This window comes from Streptomyces sp. NPDC059718 (assembly GCF_042733315.1).
Taxonomy (GTDB): domain Bacteria; phylum Actinomycetota; class Actinomycetes; order Streptomycetales; family Streptomycetaceae; genus Actinacidiphila.
In genome coordinates, this window is sequence record NZ_JBHWGA010000019.1 from 41,566 (window position 1) to 67,065 (window position 25,500).

The 25,500-nt window shown below is 73.6% G+C and carries 24 protein-coding genes; 10 read left to right on the forward strand and 14 right to left on the reverse strand.

Annotated features, from left to right (window positions below; genetic code table 11):
* Positions 1-80 precede the first annotated feature (80 nt).
* The 3 genes from ACFV3E_RS21980 to ACFV3E_RS21990 form a co-directional block, all read right to left on the reverse strand.
* On the reverse strand, positions 81-1,130 hold the full coding sequence (locus ACFV3E_RS21980; RefSeq protein ID WP_499513603.1) for a BMP family lipoprotein: 1,050 nt from the start codon (positions 1,128-1,130) through the stop codon (positions 81-83).
* 154 nt (positions 1,131-1,284) lie between these two features.
* Entirely contained in the window at positions 1,285-2,487 is a 1,203-nt protein-coding gene (locus ACFV3E_RS21985; RefSeq protein ID WP_500536137.1) for an amidohydrolase, read from the reverse strand.
* Between the two features lie 549 nt (positions 2,488-3,036).
* Positions 3,037-4,608, reverse strand: coding sequence for a glycosyltransferase (locus tag ACFV3E_RS21990; protein WP_500536138.1), 1,572 nt, complete (start codon positions 4,606-4,608; stop codon positions 3,037-3,039).
* Between the two features lie 206 nt (positions 4,609-4,814).
* Between ACFV3E_RS21990 and ACFV3E_RS21995 the strand changes: the two genes are divergently transcribed.
* The 3 genes from ACFV3E_RS21995 to ACFV3E_RS22005 are packed head-to-tail and all read left to right on the forward strand — an operon-like array spanning position 4,815 to position 7,958.
* Positions 4,815-6,686: an AbeC-like domain-containing protein gene (locus ACFV3E_RS21995; RefSeq protein WP_500536139.1), complete on the forward strand. Its 1,872-nt coding sequence runs from the start codon at positions 4,815-4,817 to the stop codon at positions 6,684-6,686.
* The gene (locus tag ACFV3E_RS22000) at positions 6,683-7,054 is read left to right on the forward strand and encodes a hypothetical protein (protein ID WP_500536140.1); all 372 of its coding nucleotides are present in this window, start codon (positions 6,683-6,685) and stop codon (positions 7,052-7,054) included. Before ACFV3E_RS21995 ends, ACFV3E_RS22000 begins: the two co-directional genes overlap by 4 nt.
* Before the next feature lie 22 nt (positions 7,055-7,076).
* Entirely contained in the window at positions 7,077-7,958 is an 882-nt protein-coding gene (locus tag ACFV3E_RS22005) for a SecDF P1 head subdomain-containing protein (protein ID WP_500536141.1), read from the forward strand.
* A gap of 87 nt (positions 7,959-8,045) precedes the next feature.
* Here ACFV3E_RS22005 and ACFV3E_RS22010 read toward each other — a convergent pair whose 3' ends face one another.
* Genes ACFV3E_RS22010 through ACFV3E_RS22025 form a run of 4 tightly spaced genes read right to left on the reverse strand, consistent with a single transcriptional unit; the run spans position 8,046 to position 12,741 of the window.
* The gene (locus ACFV3E_RS22010; RefSeq protein ID WP_500536142.1) at positions 8,046-9,161 is read right to left on the reverse strand and encodes a hypothetical protein; all 1,116 of its coding nucleotides are present in this window, start codon (positions 9,159-9,161) and stop codon (positions 8,046-8,048) included.
* A gap of 3 nt (positions 9,162-9,164) precedes the next feature.
* Positions 9,165-10,121: an N-acetylneuraminate synthase family protein gene (locus ACFV3E_RS22015; protein WP_500366905.1), complete on the reverse strand. Its 957-nt coding sequence runs from the start codon at positions 10,119-10,121 to the stop codon at positions 9,165-9,167.
* Positions 10,118-11,404: a cytidylyltransferase domain-containing protein gene (locus tag ACFV3E_RS22020; protein ID WP_500536143.1), complete on the reverse strand. Its 1,287-nt coding sequence runs from the start codon at positions 11,402-11,404 to the stop codon at positions 10,118-10,120. Before ACFV3E_RS22020 ends, ACFV3E_RS22015 begins: the two co-directional genes overlap by 4 nt.
* Positions 11,405-11,433: 29 nt before the next feature.
* A complete protein-coding gene (locus ACFV3E_RS22025; protein WP_500536144.1) occupies positions 11,434-12,741 on the reverse strand; it encodes a DUF6716 putative glycosyltransferase in 1,308 nt (435 codons plus the stop codon).
* A gap of 187 nt (positions 12,742-12,928) precedes the next feature.
* Between ACFV3E_RS22025 and ACFV3E_RS22030 the strand changes: the two genes are divergently transcribed.
* Together ACFV3E_RS22030 and ACFV3E_RS22035 are read left to right on the forward strand one after the other, a co-directional pair.
* A complete protein-coding gene (locus tag ACFV3E_RS22030; protein WP_500536145.1) occupies positions 12,929-13,909 on the forward strand; it encodes a glycosyltransferase family 2 protein in 981 nt (326 codons plus the stop codon).
* Positions 13,909-15,261, forward strand: a complete 1,353-nt coding sequence (locus ACFV3E_RS22035; protein WP_500536146.1) for a polysialyltransferase family glycosyltransferase — start codon at positions 13,909-13,911, stop codon at positions 15,259-15,261. Before ACFV3E_RS22030 ends, ACFV3E_RS22035 begins: the two co-directional genes overlap by 1 nt.
* A 75-nt stretch (positions 15,262-15,336) precedes the next feature.
* Here ACFV3E_RS22035 and ACFV3E_RS22040 read toward each other — a convergent pair whose 3' ends face one another.
* Positions 15,337-15,789, reverse strand: coding sequence for a TetR/AcrR family transcriptional regulator C-terminal domain-containing protein (locus ACFV3E_RS22040; RefSeq protein ID WP_500536147.1), 453 nt, complete (start codon positions 15,787-15,789; stop codon positions 15,337-15,339).
* Between ACFV3E_RS22040 and ACFV3E_RS22045 the strand changes: the two genes are divergently transcribed.
* The gene (locus ACFV3E_RS22045) at positions 15,788-16,264 is read left to right on the forward strand and encodes a hypothetical protein (protein WP_500536148.1); all 477 of its coding nucleotides are present in this window, start codon (positions 15,788-15,790) and stop codon (positions 16,262-16,264) included. The two genes, ACFV3E_RS22040 and ACFV3E_RS22045, sit on opposite strands and share 2 nt — an antisense overlap.
* A gap of 1 nt (position 16,265) precedes the next feature.
* On the opposite strand, the gene ACFV3E_RS22050 is transcribed toward ACFV3E_RS22045, so the two are convergent.
* The gene (locus tag ACFV3E_RS22050) at positions 16,266-17,846 is read right to left on the reverse strand and encodes an acyl-CoA mutase large subunit family protein (protein WP_500536149.1); all 1,581 of its coding nucleotides are present in this window, start codon (positions 17,844-17,846) and stop codon (positions 16,266-16,268) included.
* A 124-nt stretch (positions 17,847-17,970) separates the two neighbouring features.
* On the opposite strand from ACFV3E_RS22050, the gene ACFV3E_RS22055 reads away from it, so the two are divergent.
* Positions 17,971-18,858 (forward strand): L,D-transpeptidase family protein, encoded by an 888-nt coding sequence (locus tag ACFV3E_RS22055; RefSeq protein WP_500536150.1) that lies wholly within the window; start codon positions 17,971-17,973, stop codon positions 18,856-18,858.
* On the opposite strand, the gene ACFV3E_RS22060 is transcribed toward ACFV3E_RS22055, so the two are convergent.
* The 5 genes from ACFV3E_RS22060 to ACFV3E_RS22080 form a co-directional block, all read right to left on the reverse strand.
* The gene (locus tag ACFV3E_RS22060; RefSeq protein ID WP_500536151.1) at positions 18,849-19,274 is read right to left on the reverse strand and encodes an SRPBCC family protein; all 426 of its coding nucleotides are present in this window, start codon (positions 19,272-19,274) and stop codon (positions 18,849-18,851) included. The two genes, ACFV3E_RS22055 and ACFV3E_RS22060, sit on opposite strands and share 10 nt — an antisense overlap.
* Positions 19,275-19,601: 327 nt before the next feature.
* Positions 19,602-20,609: a hypothetical protein gene (locus tag ACFV3E_RS22065; RefSeq protein ID WP_500536152.1), complete on the reverse strand. Its 1,008-nt coding sequence runs from the start codon at positions 20,607-20,609 to the stop codon at positions 19,602-19,604.
* Positions 20,606-21,238, reverse strand: a complete 633-nt coding sequence (locus ACFV3E_RS22070) for an RNA polymerase sigma factor (protein WP_500536153.1) — start codon at positions 21,236-21,238, stop codon at positions 20,606-20,608. Before ACFV3E_RS22070 ends, ACFV3E_RS22065 begins: the two co-directional genes overlap by 4 nt.
* 51 nt (positions 21,239-21,289) lie before the next feature.
* Entirely contained in the window at positions 21,290-21,817 is a 528-nt protein-coding gene (locus ACFV3E_RS22075; RefSeq protein WP_500536240.1) for an RNA polymerase sigma factor, read from the reverse strand.
* Positions 21,818-22,056: 239 nt separating this feature from the next.
* Positions 22,057-23,622, reverse strand: coding sequence for a beta-N-acetylhexosaminidase (locus tag ACFV3E_RS22080; protein WP_500536154.1), 1,566 nt, complete (start codon positions 23,620-23,622; stop codon positions 22,057-22,059).
* Between the two features lie 226 nt (positions 23,623-23,848).
* On the opposite strand from ACFV3E_RS22080, the gene ACFV3E_RS22085 reads away from it, so the two are divergent.
* From ACFV3E_RS22085 to ACFV3E_RS22095, 3 genes are all read left to right on the forward strand, one after another.
* The gene (locus ACFV3E_RS22085; RefSeq protein WP_500536241.1) at positions 23,849-24,499 is read left to right on the forward strand and encodes a 2-oxo-4-hydroxy-4-carboxy-5-ureidoimidazoline decarboxylase; all 651 of its coding nucleotides are present in this window, start codon (positions 23,849-23,851) and stop codon (positions 24,497-24,499) included.
* A gap of 125 nt (positions 24,500-24,624) precedes the next feature.
* Complete coding sequence (gene sdhC, locus ACFV3E_RS22090) at positions 24,625-25,005, forward strand: succinate dehydrogenase, cytochrome b556 subunit (RefSeq protein WP_499513584.1); 381 nt, start codon at positions 24,625-24,627, stop codon at positions 25,003-25,005.
* An 8-nt stretch (positions 25,006-25,013) separates the two neighbouring features.
* Complete coding sequence (locus ACFV3E_RS22095) at positions 25,014-25,484, forward strand: succinate dehydrogenase hydrophobic membrane anchor subunit (protein WP_500536155.1); 471 nt, start codon at positions 25,014-25,016, stop codon at positions 25,482-25,484.
* Positions 25,485-25,500: the final 16 nt, after the last annotated feature.

Here is a 25,500-nt window from a genome sequence, read left to right on the forward strand (position 1 = left end):
CAGGCGCGAGGCCCGGGAAGGGGGGAGCCTGGGCTGTCCCCTCCCGAGCCTCGCGACCGGCGCTCACGAGAGACCGGGCGTCACTTGACGGTCGTCTTGACCTTGATGTCGCCGTTCACGATCTTCTTCTTGGCCTCGTCCAGCTGCGACTTGATGTCGTCGATGAACCCACCGCTGGTGGACAGGCCGACACCGTCCTTGGCCAGGTCGTAGGCGTGGGTGCCGGTCAGCGGGGAGCCGCTCTTGACCGACTCGACCACCTCGTAGACCGCGACGTTCACGTTCTTCAGCGCGGAGGTCAGGATCGAGTCCTTGTACTTGGCCAGACCCGGCTGCTCGTGCTGGTCGGAGTCGACACCGATCGCCCAGGCGCCGGACTTGCCGGCGACGGCCTCGATGGCGCCGTTGCCGGAGGAGCCCGCGGCGGCGTAGATCACGTCGATGCCGTTGTCCAGCATGCCCTGCGCGGCGGCCTTGCCCTTGGCGGGGTCGGAGAAGCCGGAGAGGTCCGAGCCGCTGGTCAGGTACTGGGTGGTGACCTTGACCTTCGGGTTGGTCTCCTCGACGCCCTGGCGGAAGCCGGCCTCGAACTTGTTGATCAGCGGGATGTCCACACCACCGATGAAGCCGACCTTGTTGTCCTTGGTCTTCAGGGCGGCGGCGACACCGGCGAGGTAGGAGCTCTGCTCCTCGGTGAAGACGATGCTGTCGACGTTCTTGGCGTCGACGACCGAGTCGACGATCGCGAAGGTCGTCTTGGGGTACTTCTTGGCCGCGGCCGTGATGGACTCGCCGTAGGCGAAGCCGACACCGATGACCGGGTTGTAACCCGCGTCGGCCAGGTCCTCCAGGCGCTGCTCGCGGTCGGCCTCGGTGTCGGAGGTCTTGGCGGTCAGCTCCTTGACGTCGACGCCGAAGTCCTCCTTCGCCTTGTCCAGGCCCTGGGCGGCGGAGTCGTTGAACGAGTGGTCACCACGGCCACCCACGTCGTAGGCGACGCCGACCTTCAGCTTGCCGCTGCTGCTGCTGTCACCGTCGCTGTCCTTGGAGCTGCTGCCGCAAGCGGTCGCGGTGAGCGCGAGAGCCGCGGAGGCTATACCCGCGGCGGCGATCTTGGTTACCCGGCGCAAGAGGGTACCCCTTCAACTCTGAGCGCCCCGTCCGGCGCTGGCTTAACCGGAGCTTAACGCGCGTAGATGTCAGGTAAAGGGGGGTTGGCCGCCCGTTATCGGATCGTCGCATTTCGGCCAGGTGACCCGGCCGTGTCGACCGGGTCACCCACCGTCATGCCAGCAGCGCAGCGGAGGTGAACAGCTCCACGCCGACCTTGATCGCGCCCTCGTCGACGTCGAAGTCACCTTGATGCAGATCACGCTTTGACGTGTCCCCAACGGGCCGTACGCCCAACCTCGCCAGCGCGCCCGGAACCTGCTCCAGGTACCAGGAGAAGTCCTCGCCGCCCAGGCTCTGCTCCGTGTCCTCGACGGTGTGCGCGCCGTAGCGGGCCGTCATGGCGTCGCGCAGCAGCTCGGTCGAGTCCGCCTCGTTGACCACCGGCGGCACCCCGCGGTGGTACGTCAGCTCCCACTTCGCCCGGTACATGGCGGCCACCTGGTCGATCACCTCGTGGACCAGGTCGGGGGCCTCGTGCCAGGCGTTCAGGTCCAGGCAGCGGACCGTGCCCTCCAGCTCGGCGTGCTGCGGGATGACGTTGGCCGCGTGACCGGCCTCGATACGGCCCCATACGATGCTCATCCCGGAACGGGGGTCGATCCGGCGGGCCAGCACGGCCGGCAGCTCGGTGGCCATCTTGGCGGTGGCCATCACCAGGTCGGTGGTCAGGTGGGGGCGGGCCGTGTGGCCGCCCGCGCCGTCCAGGGAGAGCTCCAGCCGGTCCACGGCGGAGGTGATCGATCCCTGGCGCAGCCCGATCCGCCCGACCTCGACCTTCGGATCGCAGTGCAGGGCCAGGATCCGGCCCACGCCCTCCAGCGCGTCCGCCTTGATGGCGTCCAGCGCACCGCCCGGCATGACCTCCTCGGCCGGCTGGAACACCAGCCGTACCGGACGCCTCAGCTTGCCCTCGCGCTCCAGCTCCGCCAGTACCAGGCCGGCGCCGAGCACCACCGTGGTGTGCACGTCGTGGCCGCAGGCGTGCGCCCGGCCGGGGACGGTGGAGCGGTACTCCACACGCTTGGTGTCCGGGATCGGGAGCGCGTCGAGATCCGCGCGCAGCGCCAGCCGCGGACGCTCCGGGTCGGTGGCGCCGATGTCGCACAGCAGGCCGGTGCCGCCGGGCATCACGCGGGGCTTGAGGCCGGCCTGCTCCAGGCGGGCCTTCACCGCGGCGGTGCTACGGAACTCCTGCCGGCCCAGCTCGGGGTTCATGTGCAGGTCCCGCCGGAACGCCACGAGTTCGGCCCTGAGCCGCTCGGGCACGACGCCCAACAGCGCACCTTCGGGTGCGGCGGGAACTGTGGGCGCCACTGGCACGGGGTTTTCGGAGGGTTCGGAGGCTGAGTCGTTCACCTCCGACAGGCTAGACCGCATCTGTACTCCTGATCGCTACATCGCCGTAAATTCATGCCGCGCGAGGAAGAAAAACTCCCCCGTCCGGCGCGTACCCCGCCCTGTACAGGGGTATGAACCTGGTTTATCCCTAGCCACTCCATAGTGGCCCAACGATCGCCCCGCCGCGAGGCAACGCCCTGTGACCGGCCCCGGGCGGCCCAGGCGAAGGCGGCGGGAGCCCCGGATCCGGACGGCTCGAGGGAGGGGCGGCGCGGGCCCAGGAGCGTCCTCCGGCGTCGGCCGCACCGGCATGCGGACGGCGCGGTCCACCACCGACGGCCCGGCGCGGGACCACTCCCCGCCGGTGACCCGGCACGGGTCGGGCGAGGGCCAGGATCCCCCCGGCTCCGGGACCGGCGGGCGGCCCGGCGGCCTCCGCGAGGTCGGCCGGCACGCGGACCTGGCCGGCACGGACGGCCGGCCGGCCGGCCGCGAGGCAACGCCCTGTGACCGGCCCCTGGCGGCTCAGGCGAAGGCGGCGGGAGCCCCGGATCCGGACGGCTCGGGGGAGGGGCGGCGCGGGCCCAGGAGCCGCGCGTAGAGGTCGATGAGCGGCTCGGACTGCTTCTGCCAGGACCACTCGCGCAGCACGTCCGCACGCTCGTAGGCCTTGCGGTAGCGGCGCGGGTTGGTCAGCACGGCGCCGACGGCACGGACGAAGTCGGCGGTGTCCCCCGACCGGAAGACCTCGCCGTTGCCGATCTCCAGGGTCGGCTGGGCCAGCACGCGGACGTCGCTGACCACCACGGGCAGCCGGGCGTGCGCGTACTCGAAATAACGGGCCGGAAGCGCGACCTGCCGGTCGGGGAAGCGGTGCACCGGGAGCACCCCGATGTCGGCCGAGGACAGGAAGCGCGGGATCTCGGCGGGCGGCACATAGGGGAGCACGTGCAGCCGGCGGGCCACGCCCAGCTCGGCGGCGCGGCCGGTGAGGGTGCGGATCCAGGGGTCGTCGAGGTCGGGGACGACCAGCGCGGCGTGCAGGTCGTACAGCTTGGGCAGCGCGTCGACGACCGTGAGCAGGCCGCGGGCGGGGCCGGCGGAGCCGCTGTGGACCAGCAGCGGGACCTCCGCGGCGAGGTGGCAGCGGTCGCGGACGCCGGGCGGCGGCGGGGAGGGCAGCGGCTCGTGCGGCGGGGTGTTGCGGGCCACCGCGGGGCGGGCGGGCAGCCCGTGGCGCTCGCGGAGGCGGTCGGCGTAGGTGTCGGCGACGGTGACGACGCCGTCCGTCAGCGGCACGTAGCTGCGCTCGTGGGCGTCGCGGGCGACGGCGGCACGGCGGGTGGGCTCGGCCTTCGCGGTGGTGTCCCAGACCACCTCCACCCGGTGGCCGGTGCCCTCGGCGCGCATCGCGGCCCGCACGGCGGTGCCCAGGGTCCGGTGGCCCAGGGCGTGCACGAGGTGCGGGCGCAGTTCGTCGAGGACCGGGCCGTAGGCGATCTCCAGGTCTAGCAGGAGCGGGTCGAGCCGGCGCCAGCAGCGCTTGCCGAGCAGCAGCCGGGTCGCGGTGGCGGCGGCGCCCTCGAGGGGTCCGCCGGGGGTGGCGCGGCGGCGGACGGCGGCGCGGTACTGCGCCGAGCGCAGCGCCGTCCAGGCTCGGCGCAGCACGTGCCGGAACCTGCCGCCCGCGTGGGCCAGACGGGCGGCGGCCTTCACCGGTAAAGGGCGGTGGATCACGTCCAGCTCGGCCGCGCGGGAGGCCAGCAGGGCCGTGTGGGCGGCGAGCAGCGCGTTGCGGTAGGCGTGCGACTCGGAGCTGCGGTAGGCGAGGGCGTGCCGCAGGCCCGGACGGGGGCGCTGCAGCCGACGCCGGTGGAGCGTCTCGGCGACGGTGACGCGGATGAGCCGCACTCCCCCGGGCGCGGTGCCGGCACCGCGTCCGGAGGGGTGCGGCCCCTCCGGGGCACGGCCGATGAGGGTGACCTCGTACCCCGCGGCGGCCGCGGCCGCCGCCACACGGTGCGCCCGGGAGTCGCCGTCGAGCGCGCTGTCCGCGAGGACCGCGATGCGCGGCGCGGACCTCGGTGCCGTTGCCATGGATCAAGACAACCGGGTACGGGTGACCGCTCGGTGAAGTGGATCTTGCGGAGAGTGGAACGACACCGGCCGCCGTCCCGCGCGCCCTTGCGCGCCCCCGCACTACAACACGCCCCGGCGCGACCGGTTTTCCCTCTTGCCACGCCTTACGGGGGCTCGCCGGCGGCCACCAGACTGGTGTGACGAGGGGAAAAGGGGTGGGGCGTGTGACATCGCGATACCCGGGCGCCGGGAGCACGGGGGCCACCGGGGACACGGAGGCGTACGGCGCGGAAGACGGGGGTGCGGACGACGGAGGTGCGGAAGACGGAGGCGCGGCCGCGGTGCCGCCGCCCCGCCCCGGGCACGCGCCGCGGACGCCGCAGGGGGCCTCCGCGGCTCCGTACGGCGCGGAGGAGGACTGGAGCGCGTCCACCCGCTACATGTGTGCGGGGGCGCGTCTGGACGAGGGCTTCGCGCGCCGGGTGGTGCACGAGCTGCGGGACGAGCGGTACCGGGCCTGCGCGCCGTCCTACGGCGTCGACCTCGACCGGGTCGGCGCCCACGCCGAGCAGACCCTGCGCGACCTGCGCAAACGGGATCTGGCCGTCGGCGCCGTCTTCGTCCTGTCGCTGCTGGTCGCCCCGGTGACCACCCTCGCCTACTGGTTCGCCACCGCCTTCCTGCCCGGGGGCGGCACGCAGACGGGCTCGGTGGTGCCGCGGCGGCGCCGGGTCCGGGAGGGGCAGCGCGACCCGGCCGTCATGGCGGTGCTGCGGGCCCTGGCGGTGCAGCTCGCCGTCCTGCTGGCGGCCTCCTGGCTCGGCGCGCTGGTGCCGTTCTGGCCGAGTGCCGGACCGGTGGTGACCTTCCTGCTGACGCTGGTGCTGCTGATCGGCTGCCCGTGGCTGTTCACCTGGGAGCAGCGCAACGCGGCGTGGAAGGCCATCCGTGAGCAGCTGACCCGTGAGGCCTTCCGCTCCCCCGCGGAGGATCCGCCCCGCGCCCCGGACGCGGCGGGGCTCCCGCAGTCCTCCGTGGGCGGCGACGCGAACCTCGTCGTCTACAGCGGCTACCGGCCCTTCGTGGGCGCGGGCGACGAGGTCACCTCGTGGTCCTTCGCGATGCGGCTGACCCCCGAGGGCCACGAGCCGGGCTCCGGGCAGGAGCCGCCTGCGGTGCCCTTCGACACGGCCGGGCTGATCCGGCGGATGGCCGACGACCTCGACGCCCTGCGCGCGGCCGCGGCCTCCCCGGTGGACCGGATCCCCGGCCTGGAGGTCACGGAGAAGGTCTTCGTCCACGGCACGGAACTGCGGCAGAACGCGCTGTACGGGGAGGCGGTGTTCTGGCCCGGCGCCGCGGGTCACTGGCCGCCCGAGGGCAGGCCGGCCGACCAGCTCTCCTCGGAGCGGATCGCGGCGGCCCGGGGCGTCGTCGACGGCCCCGTACGGCACTGCCTGGCCGCGCAGGTGCGCAGCTGGGGGACGGACCTGGTGCTGTCGGTCTTCGTCCAGACCGCGGTGAGCGGGGCGACGCTGTACCTGCAGGCAGACACCCTGGTGCTGACCCCGGTCCGGGAGGCCTACCGGGTCGCCGACTCCGTCTCCCGTCCCGAGGAGGCCGAGGAGGCGGCGCCCGGACTCGCGGACGCGCTGCTGCTCAGCCGCTCGGTGCTGATCTCCGCGCTGCCCGACGCCTACGCGGAGCTGCGCGCCCCGGCCCGGCGCGAGCGCGCCCTGGCGGCGCAGCGGACGGCCATCGCGGACGACCGGCGCTATGACTTCGGGGCCAGGATCAGCCTGCGCGAGCTGGCGTCCTCGCACACCTACCGCGACTTCTTCCAGAAGGTGGACGTCACGCGCATCGGCAAGCAGATCGAGCTGCAGATCCTCGGCACACTCACCGAGTTCCTCGCCGAACACGGCCTGGACCGAGGGGATCTGACGCAGCATCGGAATGTCATCCTCAACCAGGGGATCATGATGACCGGCGGCTCCATGAGCGGCAGCATCGCGGCGGGCTCCGGTGCCGCCGCGATCTCCACCGGCGGCCGGCAGCCCGCGGCCGGGACGGGCAGCGAGGGGGGCGCGAAGTGACGCCGCAGGATCCGGCTCCGCAGATCAACCACGGCATCGTGATCGCGGGCGACGCCCGGGTCAGCGGCTCGGCCCTGGCCGCCGGGCGCGGAGCGTCCGCCCGCAAGGACGGCACGGACGACGAGGCGCTGCGTACGGCGCTCGCCGCGATCGGCGAACTCCGCCGTCGCCTGGACGCCTTGGAGGGCGCCGAGGCCGCCGGGGAGGAGGCCGGTGCCCTGGCGGACGACCTCACGGCGGAGGAGGTGGACGGGCGCCGGGTGGGCGAACGGCTGACCCGGCTGCGGGCCCTCGTCGGCGACGCCACCGCGCTGACCGGGCTGGTCACGGCGGTGCACGAGAGCGTACGGGCGATCACCGGTGGGTGAGCGTCCGCGCCGTGGGCGGTCGATGGCGGCGCTCGCGGTCTGCTGTGCGGCGCTGGCGGCGGCGTGCTCGCTGCCGGGGGACGGCGAGGGGGCGGGCAAGTCCGCCGACGGCCCCCGTACCACGGCGGTGTTCGCCCCGCGTGATCCCGTGGACGCGGCGCGGCTGCGGCAGATCGCCGACCTCATGGGGCGGCGTGCCGAGGGCTTCGGCTACGAGGACGTCACCGTGGAGGCCGGCGCGGGCCGGGTCACCCTCTCCCTGCGCGGAGGGAGCGAGCGGGAGATCGCCTCGCTGGGGAAGCCCGCGGTCCTGGTCTTCCGGCCGGTGGTGCTGCTGGAGGCCTCCGGCGCCGGCTCGCCCGCGTCCCCGTCCGGCTCCGGGACGGGTCCCGGCCCGGGCACCGGCACCGGCACCGGTGGCTCCGCTCCCGGCGGCGCGGAGTACGCCGCTCTGGACTGCTCGGCGCCCGCCCAGCGGGTCGACCACCAGCAGGGCGCCGCACGGTGGGCCGTGGCCTGCGCCGAACGGGCCGAGAGCGGCACGTGGACGAAGTACCTGCTCGGACCCGTCGCCCTGGGCGGCACCGAGATCAGCGACGCGGAGGCCGTGCTCGACGCGCGGAACGCCACCGGATGGCAGATCCGGATGACCTTCGGCAGCAGCGGCGCACGGAAGTTCGCCGACCTCACCGCGCAGCTGGCGGCACAGCTGAGCCCGGCCAACCAGTGCGCGATGGTGCTGGACGGTGCGGTGCTGTCGGCGCCGCTGGTCAACTCGGCCATCACCGGCGGCACCGCCGTCATCACCGGCAACTACACCCGCAGCTCCGCCGGCCGGCTGGCCGCCCAATTGGGCAGCGGCGGTCTGCCGACGGAGATGGAGCTCGTCTCCGTGACGCACTGACCCGCCGGCGGAACGGGCCGGCGGGTCGGTGCGGGTCGGTCGCGTCCGTCCGGCCGACCGGAGGGCCGACCGGACGGCCGGACGGGCTCAGTTGGCGGCGGCCGTGCCCGAGGCCACCGAGGCCAGGCCGTGCAGGTCGCGGGCGCTGCCGGTGATCCCGGACAGGAAGCTCTGGGCCCGCGGCGAGGCCCGGTCGGTCAGCCACTCCGGATCGACGTCGCAGACCGTGATCTTGACGCCGGTGCCCTCCAGGGCGAGCGGCAGGGTGTGCACGACCGTGGAGGGGAAGCTCAGGACCGTGTGCCCGATCGGGCCACGGCGGGCGATCAGTTCCAGCGGCAGGTCGGGCCGGACGATCTGCAGCCCGGTCTCCGCGGAGAGCCGGTGCAGCTTGTCGGCGCTCTCCCGGCGGTGCGCGAAGTAGCGGGTGGCACCGTGCGCCCTGGTCAGGGCGGCGACGGCGGCCAGGTAGCGCTCGGGGTCGACCACCCCGGTCTCCACCAGGGAGGTGCCGACGATGTCGGTGCCGGCACTGATGGTGGGCGGGCCGAACCGTGCCCGTGTCCAGGCGAAGCGGTTGGTCCGCAGCGCCATTCCGGGGGGAGGCGAGGCGGGCATCGAGCTGAACAGCTCGACCCGCCGCCCGGCACCTGGGGTGAGTCGGCGCCGGGCGGCAGAGGCGAAGACGCCGAAGGCCGCGTCCACCGGCGACAGCCGGCGGCCGCTGCGGTGCCAGCGGACGAGCCGGGCACCCCTGGTGAGGAGTTCGGTGAACTCCATGGTCGCCGTGCCGTCGTCCACGACGGTGATCTCCTTCGCCCGGCTGAGCGGCAGGAGCACCTGCACCAGCCGGGAGAAGGGGTCGCCGAGGACGACCCGTCCCGCGGCCCGCAGGGCCGGGGTCAGTTCGACGGCGGTGCGCACCAGCGAACCCCGGGAGGAACGGGCTTCGCACCAGCGCACCGTGATGCCCTCGTCCATCGCCAGCTCCGTCATGCGGCGGAGCTGGCCACGCGTCATGGGGTCACGCGGGGCGAGGGCGACGATGGTGAGCGGCCGCCCGGGCGCCGCCGGGCCCGGGACGGCCGTGACCGTCCCGGGCCGCGGCGTGGGCACCGCGGGCGGGTGAACATGCGCCCACTCCAGCACGTTGAGCAGCTGAACGGGGCTCTCTACGAGTGCCAGAGTGCCGCTGTCGCTCATGGATCAGGCCGACACCGACTGCGGCTCGGCCGCGGCGGCCGCCTGGGCCGCCTCCTGCTCGGCGATGACGCCGGGCACGCGGCGCAGCTTCTTCATCGGGCCGAGCTCGCCCTCGTAGACCTTCTTGACACCGTCGCCGAGCGCCTGCTCGATGATGCGGATGTCGCGGACCAGGCGGTCCAGGCCCTGCGGCTCGACGGAGGCGGCCTGGTCCGAGCCCCAGTTGGCGCGGTCGAGGGTGATGTGGCGCTCCACGAAGACCGCGCCGAGGGCGACGGCCGCGAGCGTGGTCTGCAGGCCGATCTCGTGACCGGAGTAGCCGACCGGCACGTTCGGGAACTCACTCTGCAGGGTGTTGATCATCCGCAGGTTGAGCTCCTCGTGCTTCGCCGGGTAGGTCGAGGTGGCGTGGCACAGGATGATGTTCTCGCTGCCGAGCACCTCCACCGCGTGGCGGATCTGCTTCGGGGTGGACATGCCGGTGGAGAGGATGACCGTCTTGCCGGTGGCGCGCAGGGCGCGCAGCAGCTCGTCGTCGGTCAGCGAGGCCGAGGCGACCTTGTGGACGCGGACGTTCTCGAACTTCTCCAGGAACTCGACCGAGGGGACGTCCCACGGGGAGGCGAACCAGTCGATGCCCTTCTTGGTGCAGTACGCGTCGATCGCGCGGTACTCGTCCTCACCGAACTCCACCTTGTGGCGGTAGTCGATGTACGTCATGCGGCCCCAGGGGGTGTCACGCTCGATGTCCCACTGGTCGCGCGGGGTGCAGATCTCCGGGGTGCGCTTCTGGAACTTCACACCGTCGGCGCCGGCCTCCACGGCCGCGTCGATCAGGGCGAAGGCGTCCTCGAGGGAGCCGTTGTGGTTGATGCCGATCTCGCCGGTGACGTAGACGGGCTGGCCGGGGCCGACCAGGCGGTCGCCGATCGGACGAAGGCGGGCGTTGGTGGTGGTCACTGGGAGAGTTCCCTTCGGGAAAGTGAGGGGCCGAGGATCCACGAGGCGATCTCGCGGATAGCTCCGCTTCCTCCGGGCATTGCGGTGACGGAGCGGGCGGCGTCCTTGACGATGTCGTGCGCGTTGGCGACGGCCGTGGGCCAGCCGACGAGCGCGAAACAGCCGAGGTCGTTGACGTCGTTGCCGACGTACAGGACCCGCTCGGGGGCGATTCCTTGCTCCTCGCACCACTGCTTGAGTGCGAGGTCCTTGCGGTCGATGCCGTGGAGCACGGGGACCTTGAGCTTGCGGGCCCGCGCGGCGACGACCGGGTTGGTCTCCGTGGACAGGATCAGGACGGGCAGGCCGTTGTCGCGCAGGGCGGCGATCCCGAGCCCGTCACCGCGGTGCACGGTGACGGCCTCGCGTCCTTCGGAGTCGACCAGCACCGTGTCGTCGGTCTGGGTGCCGTCGAAGTCGAGTACGACCGCGTCGACGTCGTCGCGGGTCGGGTGCGCCGGCGCCTTTGGGGCGGTCTCCGCCGCGGGGTCGAGCAGCGGGGCCAGGGCGCGGGCGCGGGCCAGGTCGTCCGGCTCGTCGATCTCCAGGACCTTGGCGGGGTCGGTCCGCACCAGCGCGGTGTGGCCGAAGAAGCGGTGCTTCGCCTCGCGGAAGCCCGGGACGCGCATCGCGTAGGCGGCGCCCGTCTCCAGCAGGTCCTGCGGGCGGTCCTGGCGGCGCGGGCGGTGGGCCTTGTCGTGGTTGACGCCGTAGCCGCCGGTCGCGGCGGCCACCGTCGTACGGGACCGGCCGCCCTCGGCGGCCTCGTCTGCGGCCGCGGCGGCGGCGCCGATCTGGTCGGCGGCGTCACGCCAGATGAAGCCGTGGAAGGGGGCCACGGTCACGGCCGTGTCCGCGCCGTCCTCGACGATCGCGGCGACCACGCCGTTGACGTCCTCGGTGGTGATGAACGGGCTGGTGCACTGGACGAGCAGCACCACGTCTGCGCCGCGCCCGGTCATCGCCTCGTGCGCGTCCATCGCGTGCAGGACCGCGGCCTCGCTGGTGGCGGTGTCCCCGGCGATGGCGGCCGGGCGCAGGACGACCTCGGCGCCGGCGGTGCGGGCCGCTTCGGCGATGGCGGGGTCGTCGGTGGAGACGACGACGTCGGTGACGAGGTCGGCCTCCCGGCAGGCGCGCACGGCGCGGACGACCAGCGGCACACCGCCGACGGGTGCGAGGTTCTTGCCGGGTACGCCCTTCGAGCCGCCGCGGGCGGGAATGACGGCCAACACCGTTGGCATGGTGGCTCCTTGCGACTTGGGGGGCGGGTTCACAGCTGGCCCCACCTGCGGATCACGGGCGCGACGCGCTGCACGCCCTGGCGGTACGCGGCGCGCGCGGAGTTGCGCGCGATGTCGCGCACGGCCCGGCGCAGCGGGCTGGGCTCGGCGGGCTCGGTCGCGGCGCCGGGCAGCGGCTCGCCCTTCGGGTCGAGGCCGTGGCGGGCGAGCACGCCGGGCAGGTAACCGGGCGCGGTGGTGGTCGTGTAGTACGGCGCCAGCGGCGGGAGCACAGGGGCGGCGGCCAGTTCCGTGACGCGCTCGCGCACGGCACGGAAGGGGTCGCCGTCGGAGGCGATGCCCTGGCTGCGGGCCCACTCGGGGTGCACCCTCGGCACCTCGCCGGAGTCGATCTGGTCCCAGGAGGCGTAGGCGCCGGAACCGAGGAAGTGGTGGTTGCCGAGCGCCTCGCGGATCCCGAGGTCGGTGAGGACGGCCGTGGGGATGCCGCGGTGCATGGACTCCAGCGCCGCCGTCGAACTCACCGTGACCAGCAGGTCGGTGCGGTCCAGGACCTCGCCCATGTGCCCGTAGACGAGCTTGAGGTTCTTCGGCGGGTCCAGCTTGGACACCAGCTTCTGGTACGGCTGTTCCTCGATGTGCGTGGTGTGCTCGCCCGGCTTGCTGCGCAGCTTGACCAGCACCTCGCGCTCCGGGTGGAAGCGCGCGTGGTCCACCGCGCGGCGCAGCAGGTACGTGCGGTCCCTGCGGCTGTCCGGCACGGAGGGCTGGACGGCGAAGACCACGGTGAACGGCCGGGCCCCGGAGGGCTCGTAGGGCTTGCCCTCCAGGAAGGGCAGGGCGGTCTCCACGACCGTCCCGGCGTCGGTGCCGACGCCCTCGTAGACGTCGCGGAAGCGCTGCGCGTCGTGGGCGCTGTTGGCGAGCACGGCGTCGGCACCGGCCCGCAGCAGGAGCCCGTCGGCGAGCTTCTCGTAGACGACCCCGACGTAGCCGGTGACGACGACCGGGCGGTGGGGGGTGCCCTGCCAGGCGCGGGCGAGTCCGTGCAGCATGGCCTGGACGGTGCCGCCGACGCAGGAGAGCACGACGACGTCCGTGGTGTCACGGGAGGTCCCGGCCAGGAACTGCGCGGCCGTGACCTCGCGCATCGAATCCGCGGGGATGCCGACCTCGGCGAGCTGGCGCTCGGTCGGGGTCGCCCGGCCGCGGAGCAGGCGGGCGTCGAGCCGCGCCTCCGGGGCGATGCGGCGCGCCGTCAGCGCACCCCATTTCCATCGGGTGTCCGAGTCGGCGAGGACGGTGACCCTGATCGGGTCGGCGGTACTTGCTGGCACGCCGCAGACGCTAGGAATGCATTCCGAGCGGGTCTCCAACGCAACGCCAACGGACGGTTAACAACGCGCCGCCGAATGGGGAATCGGCTGCCCCTGGCGGCGGATTCATGATTCCGCCATCTCCCGTTCACCCGGGAGTGGGGAAGGCGTCAGGGTGGGGGACGAGCCGCCCCATAGGGTGCGCGACGTGGTTAAGCTCTCCGTCATCGTCCCGTTCTACAACGTGCAGGATTTTGCTCCTGACATGTTGAGGAGCCTCCGCGCGAATACGCGCGCGGATTTCGAGTTCATTCTCGTGAACGACTGCGCAACGGATGACACCCCGGGAATCCTCGAGCGCGCGCTGCCCGACCTGCCCGGGGCGATACTCGTCTCCCACGACAGGAACGGCGGGCTCGCCACCGCCCGCAACACGGGCATCGACGCCGCCCGGGGCGAGTACCTGACCTTCCTCGACGGCGACGACTGGCTGGCCGAGGGCTACCTGCCCCGGCTGCTGGAGGCCATCGAGACCCTCGGCACCGACTTCGTGCGCACCGACCACGTCGTCTCCCACGGGCGCAGGCGCACCGTCGCCCGGGTGCCGCACGGCCGCCGCGGGGTCGCCCTCGACCCGCGCGAGGCGATCCTCCCCGCCGACCGCACGACCTCGGTGGACTACCCGTACGCCTGGGCCGGCATCTACCACCGGCGGCTGGTCGACGCGGGCCTGCTGCACTTCCCCGACGGGCTGCGCACCGCCGAGGACCGGCCGTGGATCTGGCGGCTGCACCGCGAGGCGAAGTCCTTCGCGGTCGTCGGCCTGCTGGGCGTCTTCTACCGGCGCGGGGTGGCCACCTCGCTCACCCAGATCGGCGACATCCGCCAGCTGGACTTCATCCGCTCCTTCGACCAGGTCCTCGCCGAGACCGCGGCGGACCCCGACGCGGACCGCTTCCTGCCCAAGGCGGTGCGCACCTACTGCGCGGTGATCGCGCACCACCTGGGCGCCATGGGCCGCTACGAGCCCCGGGTCGCGCGGAAGCTGAAGGCGATGAGCGCGGCCGCCCTGAAGCAGATGCCGCAGGAGGTCCTGAACGAGGCGCTGGACTCGATGGACATGAAGCGCAGCCTGCTGCTGCGCCGGACACGCAGGCGCCTCGGCGTCGCCGGGGCGGTGGCCGCGTGATGCCCCGCACCCAGATGTTCCTGGCGTCGACGCTGTTCGGCGCCGCCACGGTGGCCGCGGCGATGGACGCCGGACTGTTCGCCCCGGCCGACCGAAGGCTGCTGCTGGTCAGCAACAACGCCGCCGTGCCCGAGATCGCGCCGGCGCTGGACACGGCACCGGGCTTCGGTGCGCTGCGCGGCCGCTTCGACCGGGTGCTCTCGTGGAACGACACGATCGCCCCGCTGCACCCCTCGGGCTGGTCCCCGCGCCCCGAGGACGTGCCCCTGTGGGAGCGCCACCTTCGGCGGCTGTGGGACCTCGGCGAGGACGCGGTCGAGCTGGTCGTCGAATCCCTGCACGTCGACCCGGCCCTGGCGCTGGTGAACGTCTTCCCGGGCGCGCCGATCGACGTGTACGCCGACGGCCTCATGGTCTACGGCCCGACCCGGGACAAGCTGGACCCGCTGGTCACGACCCGGGTGGGCCGGCTGCTGCACCTGGACCTGGTCCCCGGGCTGCGGCCGCTGCTGCTGTCGGAGCACGACGTCCCCGCCGGGCTCGTCCCCGCGCAGGCCTTCACCGGCGTCCTGGCGGGGATCGCGGAGCACGACGCGGCCCCGGCTCCCCTCCCCGAGGGCGGCGCGCTGCTGCTCGGCCAGTACCTGTCGGCGCTGGACGTCCTCACCGTCGCCGAGGAGGAGGAGCTGCACGTCCGCATGGTGCGCGGCGCCGTCGCGGCGGGGCACCGCACGGTGGTCTTCAAGCCGCACCCGACGGCGCCCGCGCACTGGTCCCGGCGGCTGGAGCGGGAGGCGGAGGCCCTGGGGGCGGAGCTGACCGTGGCCGGGGCGTCCGAGCTCGCCGAGGTGCTCTTCCTGCGGGCCCGCCCGCGGCTGGTCGTCGGCTGCTTCTCCACCGCGCTGTTCACCGCGTCCGCCCTGTACGGGCTGCCGGTCGCCCGGGTCGGCACGGAGCTGGTGCTGGACCGGCTGTCGCCGTACCAGAACGGCAACCGCGTGCCCGTCACGATCGCCGACCGCCTCCTGCCGGACCTGGAGGACCGGACGTACCGCGAGGCGGCGGAAGCCTGGCGGCCGCCGACGGCGGAGCGGGTCGAGCGGGACCTGACGCCGCTGGTGCGCGCCGTGGGCTACTGCATGCAGCACCAGACGTACGCGCATCTGCGGGACGAGGCGGTCCGCTACCTGACCGACGGCCTGGACACCGCCACCTGGCGCTACTTCAAGCGGCGCCGGCTGGCGTCCCTGGCGCTCCCGGGGGCGGTGCCGTCCCAGCTTGCGTTCCTGCCCGCCAATCCGGCCGTGCGCAGGGTCGCACGGCGGATCAGGCATGTGACGTCCCGCGGCTGACCGCGGCCGTCAGGGCCACGAGGGCCGGCGCGGAGGATCGCGCCGGCCCTCCGCGCGGTGACGACCGCGCGATGACTACCGCGCGCCGTCCGGGGCGAGGGTCCGCTCGATGCCCGCGACGAGGATCCGCAGACCGGTCTCGAAGCGCGCGTCGTAGTGGTCGAACATCTCCCGGCCGGCCTCGCCCACCAGCGGGAACTCCCCGCCGAGACGGGCCTGCCGCTCGTCGCTGTCGTAGCGCGGGTCACGCCGGCCGGGCAGCGGCTGCACGGCCTGCTCCTCGATCACGAAGCCGATGGTGAAGGTGTACGCGGTGAACCACGCGTTGAGGGCGTCCTCGACGCGGAAGCCCTGCTCGACGAAGGCACCCGGGTAGCGCTCCAGGGCGCCCGCGTGGCTGTCGTCGGTGAGGTGCGTGCCGCTGAAGACCTTGGCGCCGTCCCGGTAGGCCAGCAGGGCCGCACGGGTGCCGCGGCAGGCGGTGGCGATCCAGTCCCGCCAGTCGGAACCGGGGACCTCCTGACCCATGCCGCGCTCCAGCAGCTACGGGCAGGAGCGGCTGCCGGTCGCCGCCGACGTCCTCGGCATGAGCACCCACCTGCACCGCAGCACGATCAGCCGGGGCCGGCCGATGGACCAGCGGGGCGCCGAGGTCCACCAGCTCGGTCTCGGCTACCGCGACGGCCCGCTCACCGCCGAGACCCGCGAGGGCCTCGCCGAGGACGCCCCGCGGGCCGGGGGCCGCGCGCCCGACGCGCCCCTGACCGGCGGCGGGCGGCTCTTCGACGTCCTGCGCGGCCCCCACTTCACGGTGCTGGCCGTCGGCGCCGAACCGCCCGCGGCGCTGCCCGGCTTCGCCCGCGCGCACCGCGCCGGGCCCGGCGGCGCGGTCCACCGCACCTACGGCGAGGGCCTGTTCGTGGTCCGCCCGGACGGCTACGTCGGCCTCGCCACGCGCGACCCGGAGGGCGTCACCGCCTGGCTCACCCGCTTCGCCGGGTGACTCAGAAGACGTCCGAGGGGACGTACGTCCCCCAGACCTCGCGGAGCGCTCCGCAGACCTCGCCCACCGTGGCCCGGGCACGGAGCGCGTCCCTCATCGGGTACAGGACGTCCTCCGTGCCCTCGGCGGCCTTCCGCAGCGCGGACAAGGCCGCGTCCACGGCCCGCCCGTCGCGCCCGGCACGCAACGCGGCCAGCCGCGCGACCTGCGCCTCCTCGATCGCGGGGTCGACGCGCAGCGGCTCGTAGGGCTCCTCCTCCCCCAGCTGGAAGCGGTTGACGCCGACGACCACTCGCTCCGCGGAGTCGGTCTCCAGGGCGATCCGGTAGGCGTTGCGCTCGATCTCGGCCTTCTGGAAGCCGCGTTCGATCGCGCTCACCGCCCCGCCGAGCTCCTCCACCCTGGCCATCAGCTCCAGCGCGGCCGCCTCCAGGTCGTCGGTCATCGACTCCACGACGTAGGACCCGGCGAAGGGGTCCACGGTCGCCGTCACGTCGGTCTCGTACGCCAGGACCTGCTGGGTGCGCAGCGCGAGCCGGGCGGACTTCTCGGTGGGGAGCGCGATCGCCTCGTCGAAGGAGTTGGTGTGCAGCGACTGCGTGCCGCCCAGCACCGCCGCCAGCCCCTGGACGGCCACCCGCACCAGGTTCACCTCCGGCTGCTGGGCGGTCAGCTGGACGCCCGCGGTCTGGGTGTGGAAGCGCAGCATCCACGACCTGGGGTTCCTCGCCCCGAACTCCTCGCGCATGACGCGGGCCCAGATGCGGCGGGCGGCACGGAACTTGGCGACCTCCTCCAGGAGCGTCGTGCGCGAGACGAAGAAGAAGGACAGCCGGGGCGCGAAGTCGTCGACGTCCATGCCCGCCGCGAGGGCGGTGCGGACGTACGCGATGCCGTCGGCGAGTGTGAAGGCGATCTCCTGCGCGGGTGAGGCGCCGGCCTCGGCCATGTGGTAGCCGGAGATGGAGATGGTGTTCCAGCGCGGGATCTCGGCGCGGCAGTAGCGGAAGAGGTCCGCGACCAGCCGCAGCGAGGGCTTGGGCGGGAAGATGTACGTGCCGCGGGCGATGTACTCCTTGAGCACGTCGTTCTGGATCGTGCCGGTGAGCCGGTCCGCGGGCACCCCCTGCTCCTCGCCGACCAGCTGGTACATCAGGAGCAGCAGGGCGGCGGGCGCGTTGATCGTCATCGAGGTGGAGACCCGGTCCAGCGGGATGCCGTCGAAGAGCACCCGCATGTCCTCGACCGAGTCGACGGCCACGCCGACCTTGCCGACCTCGCCGTGGGCGAGGGGGGCGTCGCTGTCGTGGCCCATCTGGGTCGGCAGGTCGAAGGCGACGGACAGGCCCGTGGTGCCGTGGGCGATCAGCTGCCGGTAGCGCGCGTTGGACTCGGCGGCGGTGCCGAAGCCCGCGTACTGGCGCATCGTCCAGGGCCGGGTGGTGTACATCGTCGGGTGGACACCACGGGTGTAGGGGTAGCCGCCCGGCTCACCGAGCCGTTCGCCCGGGTCCCAGCCGTCCAGGGCGTCGGGGCCGTAGACGGGCTCGATCGGCAGACCGGATTCGGACTCGCGTGCCATGCGTCATGCCTCCAGCGACTCGGCCCCCTTTCCTCAGTGTGCGGTGAACCGTGACCGGGCCGGTGCAACTACATGCCGGGGAAATCAGTCAAAGGGGGTACCGACTCATCTCCAGGGGGACGCAGTGGCACTCATATCCGTCACAAGATCACGCGCGGCGGCCGCGGCCGCCGCGCTGCTCACCGGGGCCCTCCTCGCCGGCTGTACGGCCCAGGCGAGCGAGCCCACCGCCAGGGCCTCCGTGGCACCGGACACCGCGGGCCCCGCGGCGAGCCCCTCCGCGAGCCCGAGCCCGAGCACGGCGCCGAGCAGCGGCTCCCCCTCGCCGACGGCGTCGCCGTCCGCCACGAAGAAGCCGGAGGCCGACCGCACGCCCCGGCCGGTCGTCGTGATCGCACGGGGCAGCAGCAGCGCGAAGGTGCGCGAACTGCAGGCGCGGCTGAAGCAGCTCGGTCTCTTCGGCCGCAACCCCACCGGCTACTACGGCGACGTCACCGCCTCCGCGGTGCGCGCCTTCCAGTCCCGTCACAAGCTGCCCGCCTCGGGCACCGTCACCGACAGGACCTGGGCGAAGCTGCGCTCGGTCACCCGGCAGCCCACGCGCGGCGCCATGTACCCGCCGACCAGCAACCCGGTGGCGAAGCTCGACCCGCGCTGCATGACCGGCCGCGTGCTGTGCGTCAGCAAGAACAGCCGCACCCTGGCCTGGGTGGTGAACGGCAAGGTCGTCTCCGCGATGGACGTCCGCTTCGGCTCCCAGTACACGCCGACCCGCGAGGGCACCTTCAGCGTCTTCGCCAAGAGCCGGAACCACGTGTCGACGATCTACCACACGCCCATGCCGTACGCGATGTTCTTCAGCGGCGGCCAGGCGGTGCACTACTCGGCCGACTTCGCGGCCCGCGGCTACGCGGGGGCCTCGCACGGCTGCGTCAACGTGCGCGACCGCGCGAAGATCTCGGCGCTCTTCGACCAGGTGCGGGTCGGCGACAAGGTCGTCGTCTACTGGTGACCCCGGGCCAGGAGCCCGTCCAGCGCCCGCCCGAACAGCAGCCGGCCGGCCCACGCGGTGGGCCGGTCGAACGCCCCCGGCAGCGGGCGCACCCTCAACTCCTCGCGCCACACCACGCGTGAGCCCCCCTCCTCCCGCGGCCACACCTCGATCTCGGCCCAGCCGAGCACGGTCCGGCCGCGCTTCTCCAGCCGGCACCGCCCGGGACGGCCCGCGTCCGGCGGCTCCCAGCGCACGATCTCCATGGGGTCGTCGACGGCCATCCGCCCGAGTCCGGTGCGTGCCGTGAACGACCGCTCCCCCGTGACGACGGCGGTGGTGAACGGCACCAGCTCCGCGTGGCGTTCCCAGTCGGTGACCCGGCGCCAGGCCTCGGCGGCGGGGAGCGGGCAGTGCCGCTCGATCCGGAAGATCACGTCGTCGACCCTACGCCGCCGCTCCTGCGGCGCTACGTGAGGACGCGGGCGGAGCGGGGGGAAAGCGCTCCGCCCACGTCCCTCGTTGGGGGCCCGATACGGGGGGACCGGGCGACCCCTCGACCGATGACCAGTCGGTCTACTGGTTAAAGCGCCCGGGAGGCCGAAAGTGTCACACCCCGCACGCGCCGCGCCCGGGAGCGCGGCCGGGAGGGAGAGCTGCCCGGCCGCGCTCGGGTGCGGACCCGTGGGCACGGGAAGAGCCCGGATCCGCGGGGCCGATGACCAGTCGGCCCGTCCATGGGAGCGCGCGGCGGCCGGAAAGTGTCACTCGCGGCCGTGGCCGCGGTGCGGTCCCGGCCGCCCGTCGGGGGGTACGGCCTGGGCGGACGGTGCGGCCTTGGAGGCCGGTACGGATGGTGCGGCCGGGGCGGACCGTGAGGTGCCGCGCGGGCCGTGGCCGCCCTGGCGGTGGTGTCCGCCGGAACGGTTCTTCCAACGGCCGCGGGCGTCCCGGGAGTCGTCGTCGCCCCGCTCGTCCCCCTTCCCGGCCTTGCCGCCGTTCCCCTCGTGCCCGGCGTTCCAGCCGAGCAGCCCGGCGCAGTAGCGGCGGACCTGGCGCTGGCCGCCGCCCGCCGCCTTGCGCAGCTGCTTGTAGGCCTGCTCGTCCACGCCCTTGCGGTACCGGCCGGCCGCGGCGTAGGCCCGGCACAGCGCCTTGTGGTCCAGGGCCGGCGTGGCGGACGGCGTCCCGGCCGGCCGGCCGGGCAGGACGGTGCCGTGGGTGCCGCCGGTGCCGCCCGCCGGGCGGCCGTGGCCGGGACCGGGGCGGGAGGTCGGCGGGGCCGTGCGGCCGGGTGACGGCGAACCGCTTTCCGAGGCCGCCGTCGCCGCGCTCTGGGTGTGCACCGGGGAGGGGTCCGGGACGCCGTTGCCGAGCAGGGCCGGCAGCGCGCCGGCGGCGGCCACCGCGGCGGTCGCGATCAACGTCCCCGTCAGCGATCTGGAGTGACGGGCCGTACGGCTCCGCCCGCTCCGGGACACCGCGCCCGCGCCCGCTCCGGGCGACCAGTCGTCGGCCGTGCCGAGGCGGACGCCCGCGGAGCCTCCGGTGAGCGCGTCGTCGCCGCGCGCGGCACGGAACGCGGCGACGGCGGCCTCCTCGCGTTCCGGGTCGAGGGGCGCGGGAGCCGCGGCGGCGGCCAGCAACCCGGCCAGGGCGGCGGCGCGCTCGTCGCGCCAGGCCCGCTCCGCGGGGTCGTCACCGTGGGCACCCCGCAGCAACCGCTCGGCGGTGGCCTCGTCCAGCCAGTCCTGTCCTCGGTTATCGCTCATCTCATGTCCTCAAGCGTTCGGGACGCCGAAAACGTCACACTTGACGACCCGCCGTCGGAATCCAGCAGCTCAGCCAGGCGGCGCAGGCCGCGGCTGGTGGCCATGCGCATCGCACCGGGCCTCTTGCCGACGACCTCGGCCGCCGACCGGGAGTCCAGGCCCATCACGACGCGCAGCAGCACGGCCTCGGCCTGGTCCTGGGGAAGGGCGGCGATCGCCGCCAGGGCGGCGCCGGTGCCCACCGCGGCGACCGCCTCCTCGGCGGTGTCCGAGACGGCGGGCCGGTCGAGCAGTTCCTCCACCCCGGCGGCGGCCAGCGGTCGGCGGCCCACCGCCCGCAGGTGGTCCAGCGCCCGGTTGCGGGCGACCCGGGCCGCCCAGCCGCGTACCGCGTCCCCGTCACCGTGGAAGGCCGGCAGGTCGCGCGCTATCTGCAACCACGCCTCCGACGCCACGTCCTCGGCGTCCCCCGCGCCGACCAGCGAGCGTACGTACTGCAGCAGTTGCGGCTGCACCGCTCGGTACACGAACCGGAAGCCGTCCTCGTCCCCCTCTTGCGCCGCGCGTACCGCGGTCGCCAAATCCACGTGCGGGCCTCCCCCTCGGAATCGCGCACCATACTGTCCCATGATGGGCGCCGGCAGGACGTCCGGGGGCGGCTACCCGCCGGTCACCAGGGGTCAGGACAGCAGCCGGGAGAGCCGCTTCAGACCGCGGTGCGCCGCCGTACGGACCGCTCCCGGCCGCTTGCCCAGCACCCGGGCCGCGGACACCCCGTCGAGCCCGACGACGACGCGCAGCAGCACCGCCTCCGCCTGGTCGGGCGGGAGCGAGGAGATCAGGGAGAGCGCGCGCTCGGTGGCCAGCGCCTCCAGCGCGCGGTCCGCGGTGTCCTCGGCCGCGGGGAGGTCCAGCAGTTCGGTGTCGAGGGGGCGGGCACGGGGCCTGGCGTCCTGGCGCCGCAGGTGGTCCAGGGCCCGGTGCCGGGCTATGGTCGCCGCCCAGCCCCGGAAGCCCGCCCCGTCCCCGCGGAACCGGCGGAGGTCGCGGGCGATTTCGAGCCAGGCCTCGGAGGTGACGTCCTCCGCGTCGTCGCCGACGAGGCCGCGCACGTAGCCGAGCAGCAACGGCTGGACCAGCCGGTAGACCACCGCGAAGGCGTGCTCGTCCCCGCCCTGGGCGCGCCCGACCGCGGCCCCGAGCTCCATGTCGCGGTCGGTCCGCGGGTCGTGGCGCCCCCCGTTGCTGGCCACACTGTCCTCTCGAATCGCCGACATCCTGTACAGCGTGGATTCGCACTGAATCGTCACACCTGTCGGGCCGCCCTGGCGATGGGTGTGACATTTTCGGCCGCGTTGACGCTTTAACAATCAGAAGCGGCCGAAGACGCTCCTGTGGGGGGAGGCGGACTTCGGCCGCTTCACCTGAGACGGCCGGGTACGGCGGCTCAGCCGGCCCGGTCGGCGAGGGTGCTGAAGTCCTGCCAGCTCAGGACCGGCGGGCCGGGGTCCCAGAGCTTCTGGGTGAGCGCGCGCAGGGGCATCCGGATGCCGGCCGCGACCTCGTCCTCGGTCTGGGCGTCCGCCCGGTCGCACCACACGGCCAGCCGCGCGCCGAGGATGCGGTCCGGTCCCGCGAGCGCCGCGGGCACGGCGCCGTCCCGGTAGACGACGGCCGGAGTCCACTCCTCGTAGATGCGCCGCCCGCTGGGGTAGGGGAAGTTCGCCGGCGCGCCGAGGACGTAGTAGAGGTACCAGGAGTTGAGGTTGAGCAGCTGCCGGCCCTCGCGCAGGAGGTCCTCGGGCAGCCGTCCGCGCAGTTTGTTGCTGGACCAGTAGGCGACCACCCGGTCCGGGTCCGCGGCGACCCGGGCGCCGTCGGAGAAGCCGTCGTTCCAGGCCTCGGCCCGTTTGCCGAGCGACCGCAGGGTGGCGGCGCGGTCGTTGAGCCAGCCGGCCGCCGCGTCGGCCACGCCGGCGTCCGGGCCGTAGCGCTCGCGCGCGTACGCGGCGAGCTGCGGGAAGGACGTCTCGGGGTGGTCCGCCACGAGCGGTCCGTACTCGTCGCCGCCGACGTGCCAGTACGCGCCGGGGAAGAGCGCTGCGTACTCCTTGAGCAGGTCGTCGACGACGTCCGCGGCACCGGGCCGGGAGATGTCCAGCGCCCCGCGCACGGGGGTGCCGTCCACGGAACGCAGCTGGAGGTCCGGGTGGGCGTCGAGCACGGCACCCATGTGACCGGGGCTGTCGATCTCCGGGACGACGGTGATGTGCCGCTGCGCGGCCAGGTCGACGACGGCGCGGATGTCCTCCTTCGACAGGTGCCGGGGCGAGACGATCTCGGGGTGGCTGTCGCTCTGGACGCGGAAGCCCTGGTCGTCGCTGAGGTGGAGGTGGAGCTGGTTGTACTTCAGGTCGCCCAGCTCGCGGACCCTGGCCTCCAGCCATTCGCGGCTGAAGTACTTGCGCCCGATGTCGATCATCAGTCCGCGCTCCGGCCGGTCCGGGCGGTCCTCGACGGTGCCGGCCGGCACCCGTCCGGTGGAACGGACCGCCTGGAGGAGGGTTCGCGTGCCGTAGAAGACCCCGGCGTCGGTGCCGGCGCGTACTGTCACCCCGTCGGCCGAACTTGTCATCTCGTACGACTCCGGGCCCGCATTACTCCGTTCGAGTGAAAGTGCGATGTCCCCCGGTTTGGCGGGCCCACTGACGTACGGCCGGCGGAGCTCCTCCGCGAGCAGCCGCGCCTCGTCCTCCACGGCGCTCCCGGCGGGCGCCACCACCCGCGAGCCGGGGCCCGGTACGAAGGCGTCGGTACCGGCGGCAGGGGTGAAGGAACGGACGGCGGGGATCGAGGGGAACCCGGCGGACGTGCTCACCCGCTCCGTCGGCGGGGCGCCGGGGGCCGCGGTCCCCGCGGGTGCGGCGAGCGCGGGACCGGCCCCGAGCACGCCGGTCAGCACGGCGGTCAGCACGGCCGCCGCCGCGTACGCCGACGCACGTTTCGCCCGCATCTGCCACATGATCCGAATTTATGCCCGCTGTGCGCATCTCGCCGTGCGGACCAGGGGAAGCCGTGCACTTTCGTTCCCGTACGAGTGAAATTCGTGCATCCGTCGTACAGGGCCGAACATAGGCCGATACGGTGGTCGTCACTCGTCGTCCCCCTGTGGTTCACGCCGCGCAGCCGCCTCGCGGTTCCCCCCACCCCCGTCACCGTTCCCTCCCAGGAGCCCACCGCTGTCCAGCGACACCCCCGCCGTCCCGCCGCGGGTCCCGGCGCACCTCCCTGCGCACCTCCCGGCGCAGTCACGCGGCCGGGCGCCCCGACCGGCGCCGACGGGCCGTCCCGGCCTCCCGCACGGCCTGCGGCGGCTCAACGAGGCCTCCCCCGGGGCGGCGGAGGCCGTCCTGCTGACCTGCTGCGGCAGCCTGCGCTGGGCCCGCAGGGTCGCCGCGCACCGCCCCTACCCCGACCTGGCCGCACTGCTGGCCGCCGCCGACGAGGCCGCCTACGACCTCACGCCCGCCGACCTCGCCGAGGCCCTCGCCGCCGAAGCGGCCGGCGCCCCGCCGGACGCCGCCCCCACCCGCGGCAGCCTCGCCGCGCACACGGCGCTGCGGGCAGCGCAGGCCGCGTACGAGGCTCGCTTCGGCCACGTCTTCGTGCTCTGCCTCGACGGGGTGCACCCCGGTGAGTCCCTCGACCGGATGCTGGCGTCACTCCGTCAGCGTCTCGCCAACGAACCGGACGAGGAGCGGGTCACGGCCGCCGAGGAACTGCGCCGCGTCACCCGGTCCCGCCTGGGGCGACTGGCCGTCGGGGACGCGCGGGGCGAGCCGGGGGTTCCCGGCCGATACACCCACACGTGCGGGATCGATCACACCTGAAGGACCCGGCAGGACGTGGCCGACAAGCCGTCGCTACGATGGCCAGGGCCGGAGGACCGTACCCGGCCGGGCCGACCGACCAACGAAGCCGGCAGGCCCCACACCGCTCCCGGAGGGTTTTTTCCGTGCCGGCTGGAACGTTGTACCGCGGCCGGGAAGGCATGTGGTCATGGGTGGCTCATCGAGTCACCGGTGTCCTCATCTTCTTCTTCCTGTTCGTCCACGTCCTCGACACCGCACTGGTGCGTGTCTCCCCCGAGGACTACGACAAGGTCGTCAACACCTACAAGCAGCCCATCGTCAGCCTGCTCGAGTACGGGCTGGTCGCGGCTGTCCTCTTCCACGCTCTGAACGGCCTGCGCGTCATCGCCGTGGACTTCTGGTCCAAGGGCCCGAAGTACCAGAAGCAGATGCTGTGGACGGTCATCGGAATCTGGGTCGTGCTGATGATCGGGGCCATCTACCCCGTCCTCGGTCACGCCGCACGAGTGCTGTTCGGGAGCTGAGCGAAGTCATGTCCGCAACGGACCACGTGGAGCTCAGCTCCTCCAGCGCCGCCTACGGCCCCGACAACCCGGCCCCGGTCATCGAGCCGCCGCGCGCCCGGACCAAGCGCACCCCGCGCAGCACCCGGACCAACTTCGAGATGTACGGCTGGCTCTTCATGCGCCTGTCCGGCATCGTCCTGGTCGTCCTGGTCATCGGTCACCTGCTGATCCAGCTCGTGCTCGACGGCGGCGTCACCAAGGTCGGCTTCGCCTTCGTCGCCGGCCGCTGGGCCTCGCCGTTCTGGCAGACCTGGGACCTGCTCATGCTGTGGCTGGCGATGCTGCACGGCGGCAACGGCCTGCGCACCGTGATCAACGACTACGCGGAGCGGGACAACACCCGGTTCTGGCTGAAGATGCTGGTCTACACCGCGACCGCGTTCACCATCGTCCTCGGCACGCTGGTGATCTTCACCTTCGACCCGAACATCCGCTAGCCAGGGCTGGACAGGG

Excerpts from the sequence above, each read along its gene's own strand:
- ACFV3E_RS21990 (WP_500536138.1), bottom strand. The coding sequence starts at position 4,608 with ATGGCAACGGCACCGAGGTCCGCGCCGCGCATCGCGGTCCTCGCGGAC.
- ACFV3E_RS22005 (WP_500536141.1), top strand. The coding sequence starts at position 7,077 with ATGGCGGCGCTCGCGGTCTGCTGTGCGGCGCTGGCGGCGGCGTGCTCG.
- ACFV3E_RS22010 (WP_500536142.1), bottom strand. The coding sequence starts at position 9,161 with ATGAGCGACAGCGGCACTCTGGCACTCGTAGAGAGCCCCGTTCAGCTG.
- ACFV3E_RS22020 (WP_500536143.1), bottom strand. The coding sequence starts at position 11,404 with ATGCCAACGGTGTTGGCCGTCATTCCCGCCCGCGGCGGCTCGAAGGGC.
- ACFV3E_RS22035 (WP_500536146.1), top strand. The coding sequence starts at position 13,909 with ATGCCCCGCACCCAGATGTTCCTGGCGTCGACGCTGTTCGGCGCCGCC.
- ACFV3E_RS22045 (WP_500536148.1), top strand. The coding sequence starts at position 15,788 with ATGCCGCGCTCCAGCAGCTACGGGCAGGAGCGGCTGCCGGTCGCCGCC.
- ACFV3E_RS22040 (WP_500536147.1), bottom strand. The coding sequence starts at position 15,789 with ATGGGTCAGGAGGTCCCCGGTTCCGACTGGCGGGACTGGATCGCCACC.
- ACFV3E_RS22050 (WP_500536149.1), bottom strand. The coding sequence starts at position 17,846 with ATGGCACGCGAGTCCGAATCCGGTCTGCCGATCGAGCCCGTCTACGGC.
- ACFV3E_RS22065 (WP_500536152.1), bottom strand. The coding sequence starts at position 20,609 with ATGAGCGATAACCGAGGACAGGACTGGCTGGACGAGGCCACCGCCGAG.
- ACFV3E_RS22070 (WP_500536153.1), bottom strand. The coding sequence starts at position 21,238 with ATGGGACAGTATGGTGCGCGATTCCGAGGGGGAGGCCCGCACGTGGAT.
- ACFV3E_RS22075 (WP_500536240.1), bottom strand. The coding sequence starts at position 21,817 with ATGGAGCTCGGGGCCGCGGTCGGGCGCGCCCAGGGCGGGGACGAGCAC.
- ACFV3E_RS22080 (WP_500536154.1), bottom strand. The coding sequence starts at position 23,622 with ATGCGGGCGAAACGTGCGTCGGCGTACGCGGCGGCGGCCGTGCTGACC.
- ACFV3E_RS22095 (WP_500536155.1), top strand. The coding sequence starts at position 25,014 with ATGTCCGCAACGGACCACGTGGAGCTCAGCTCCTCCAGCGCCGCCTAC.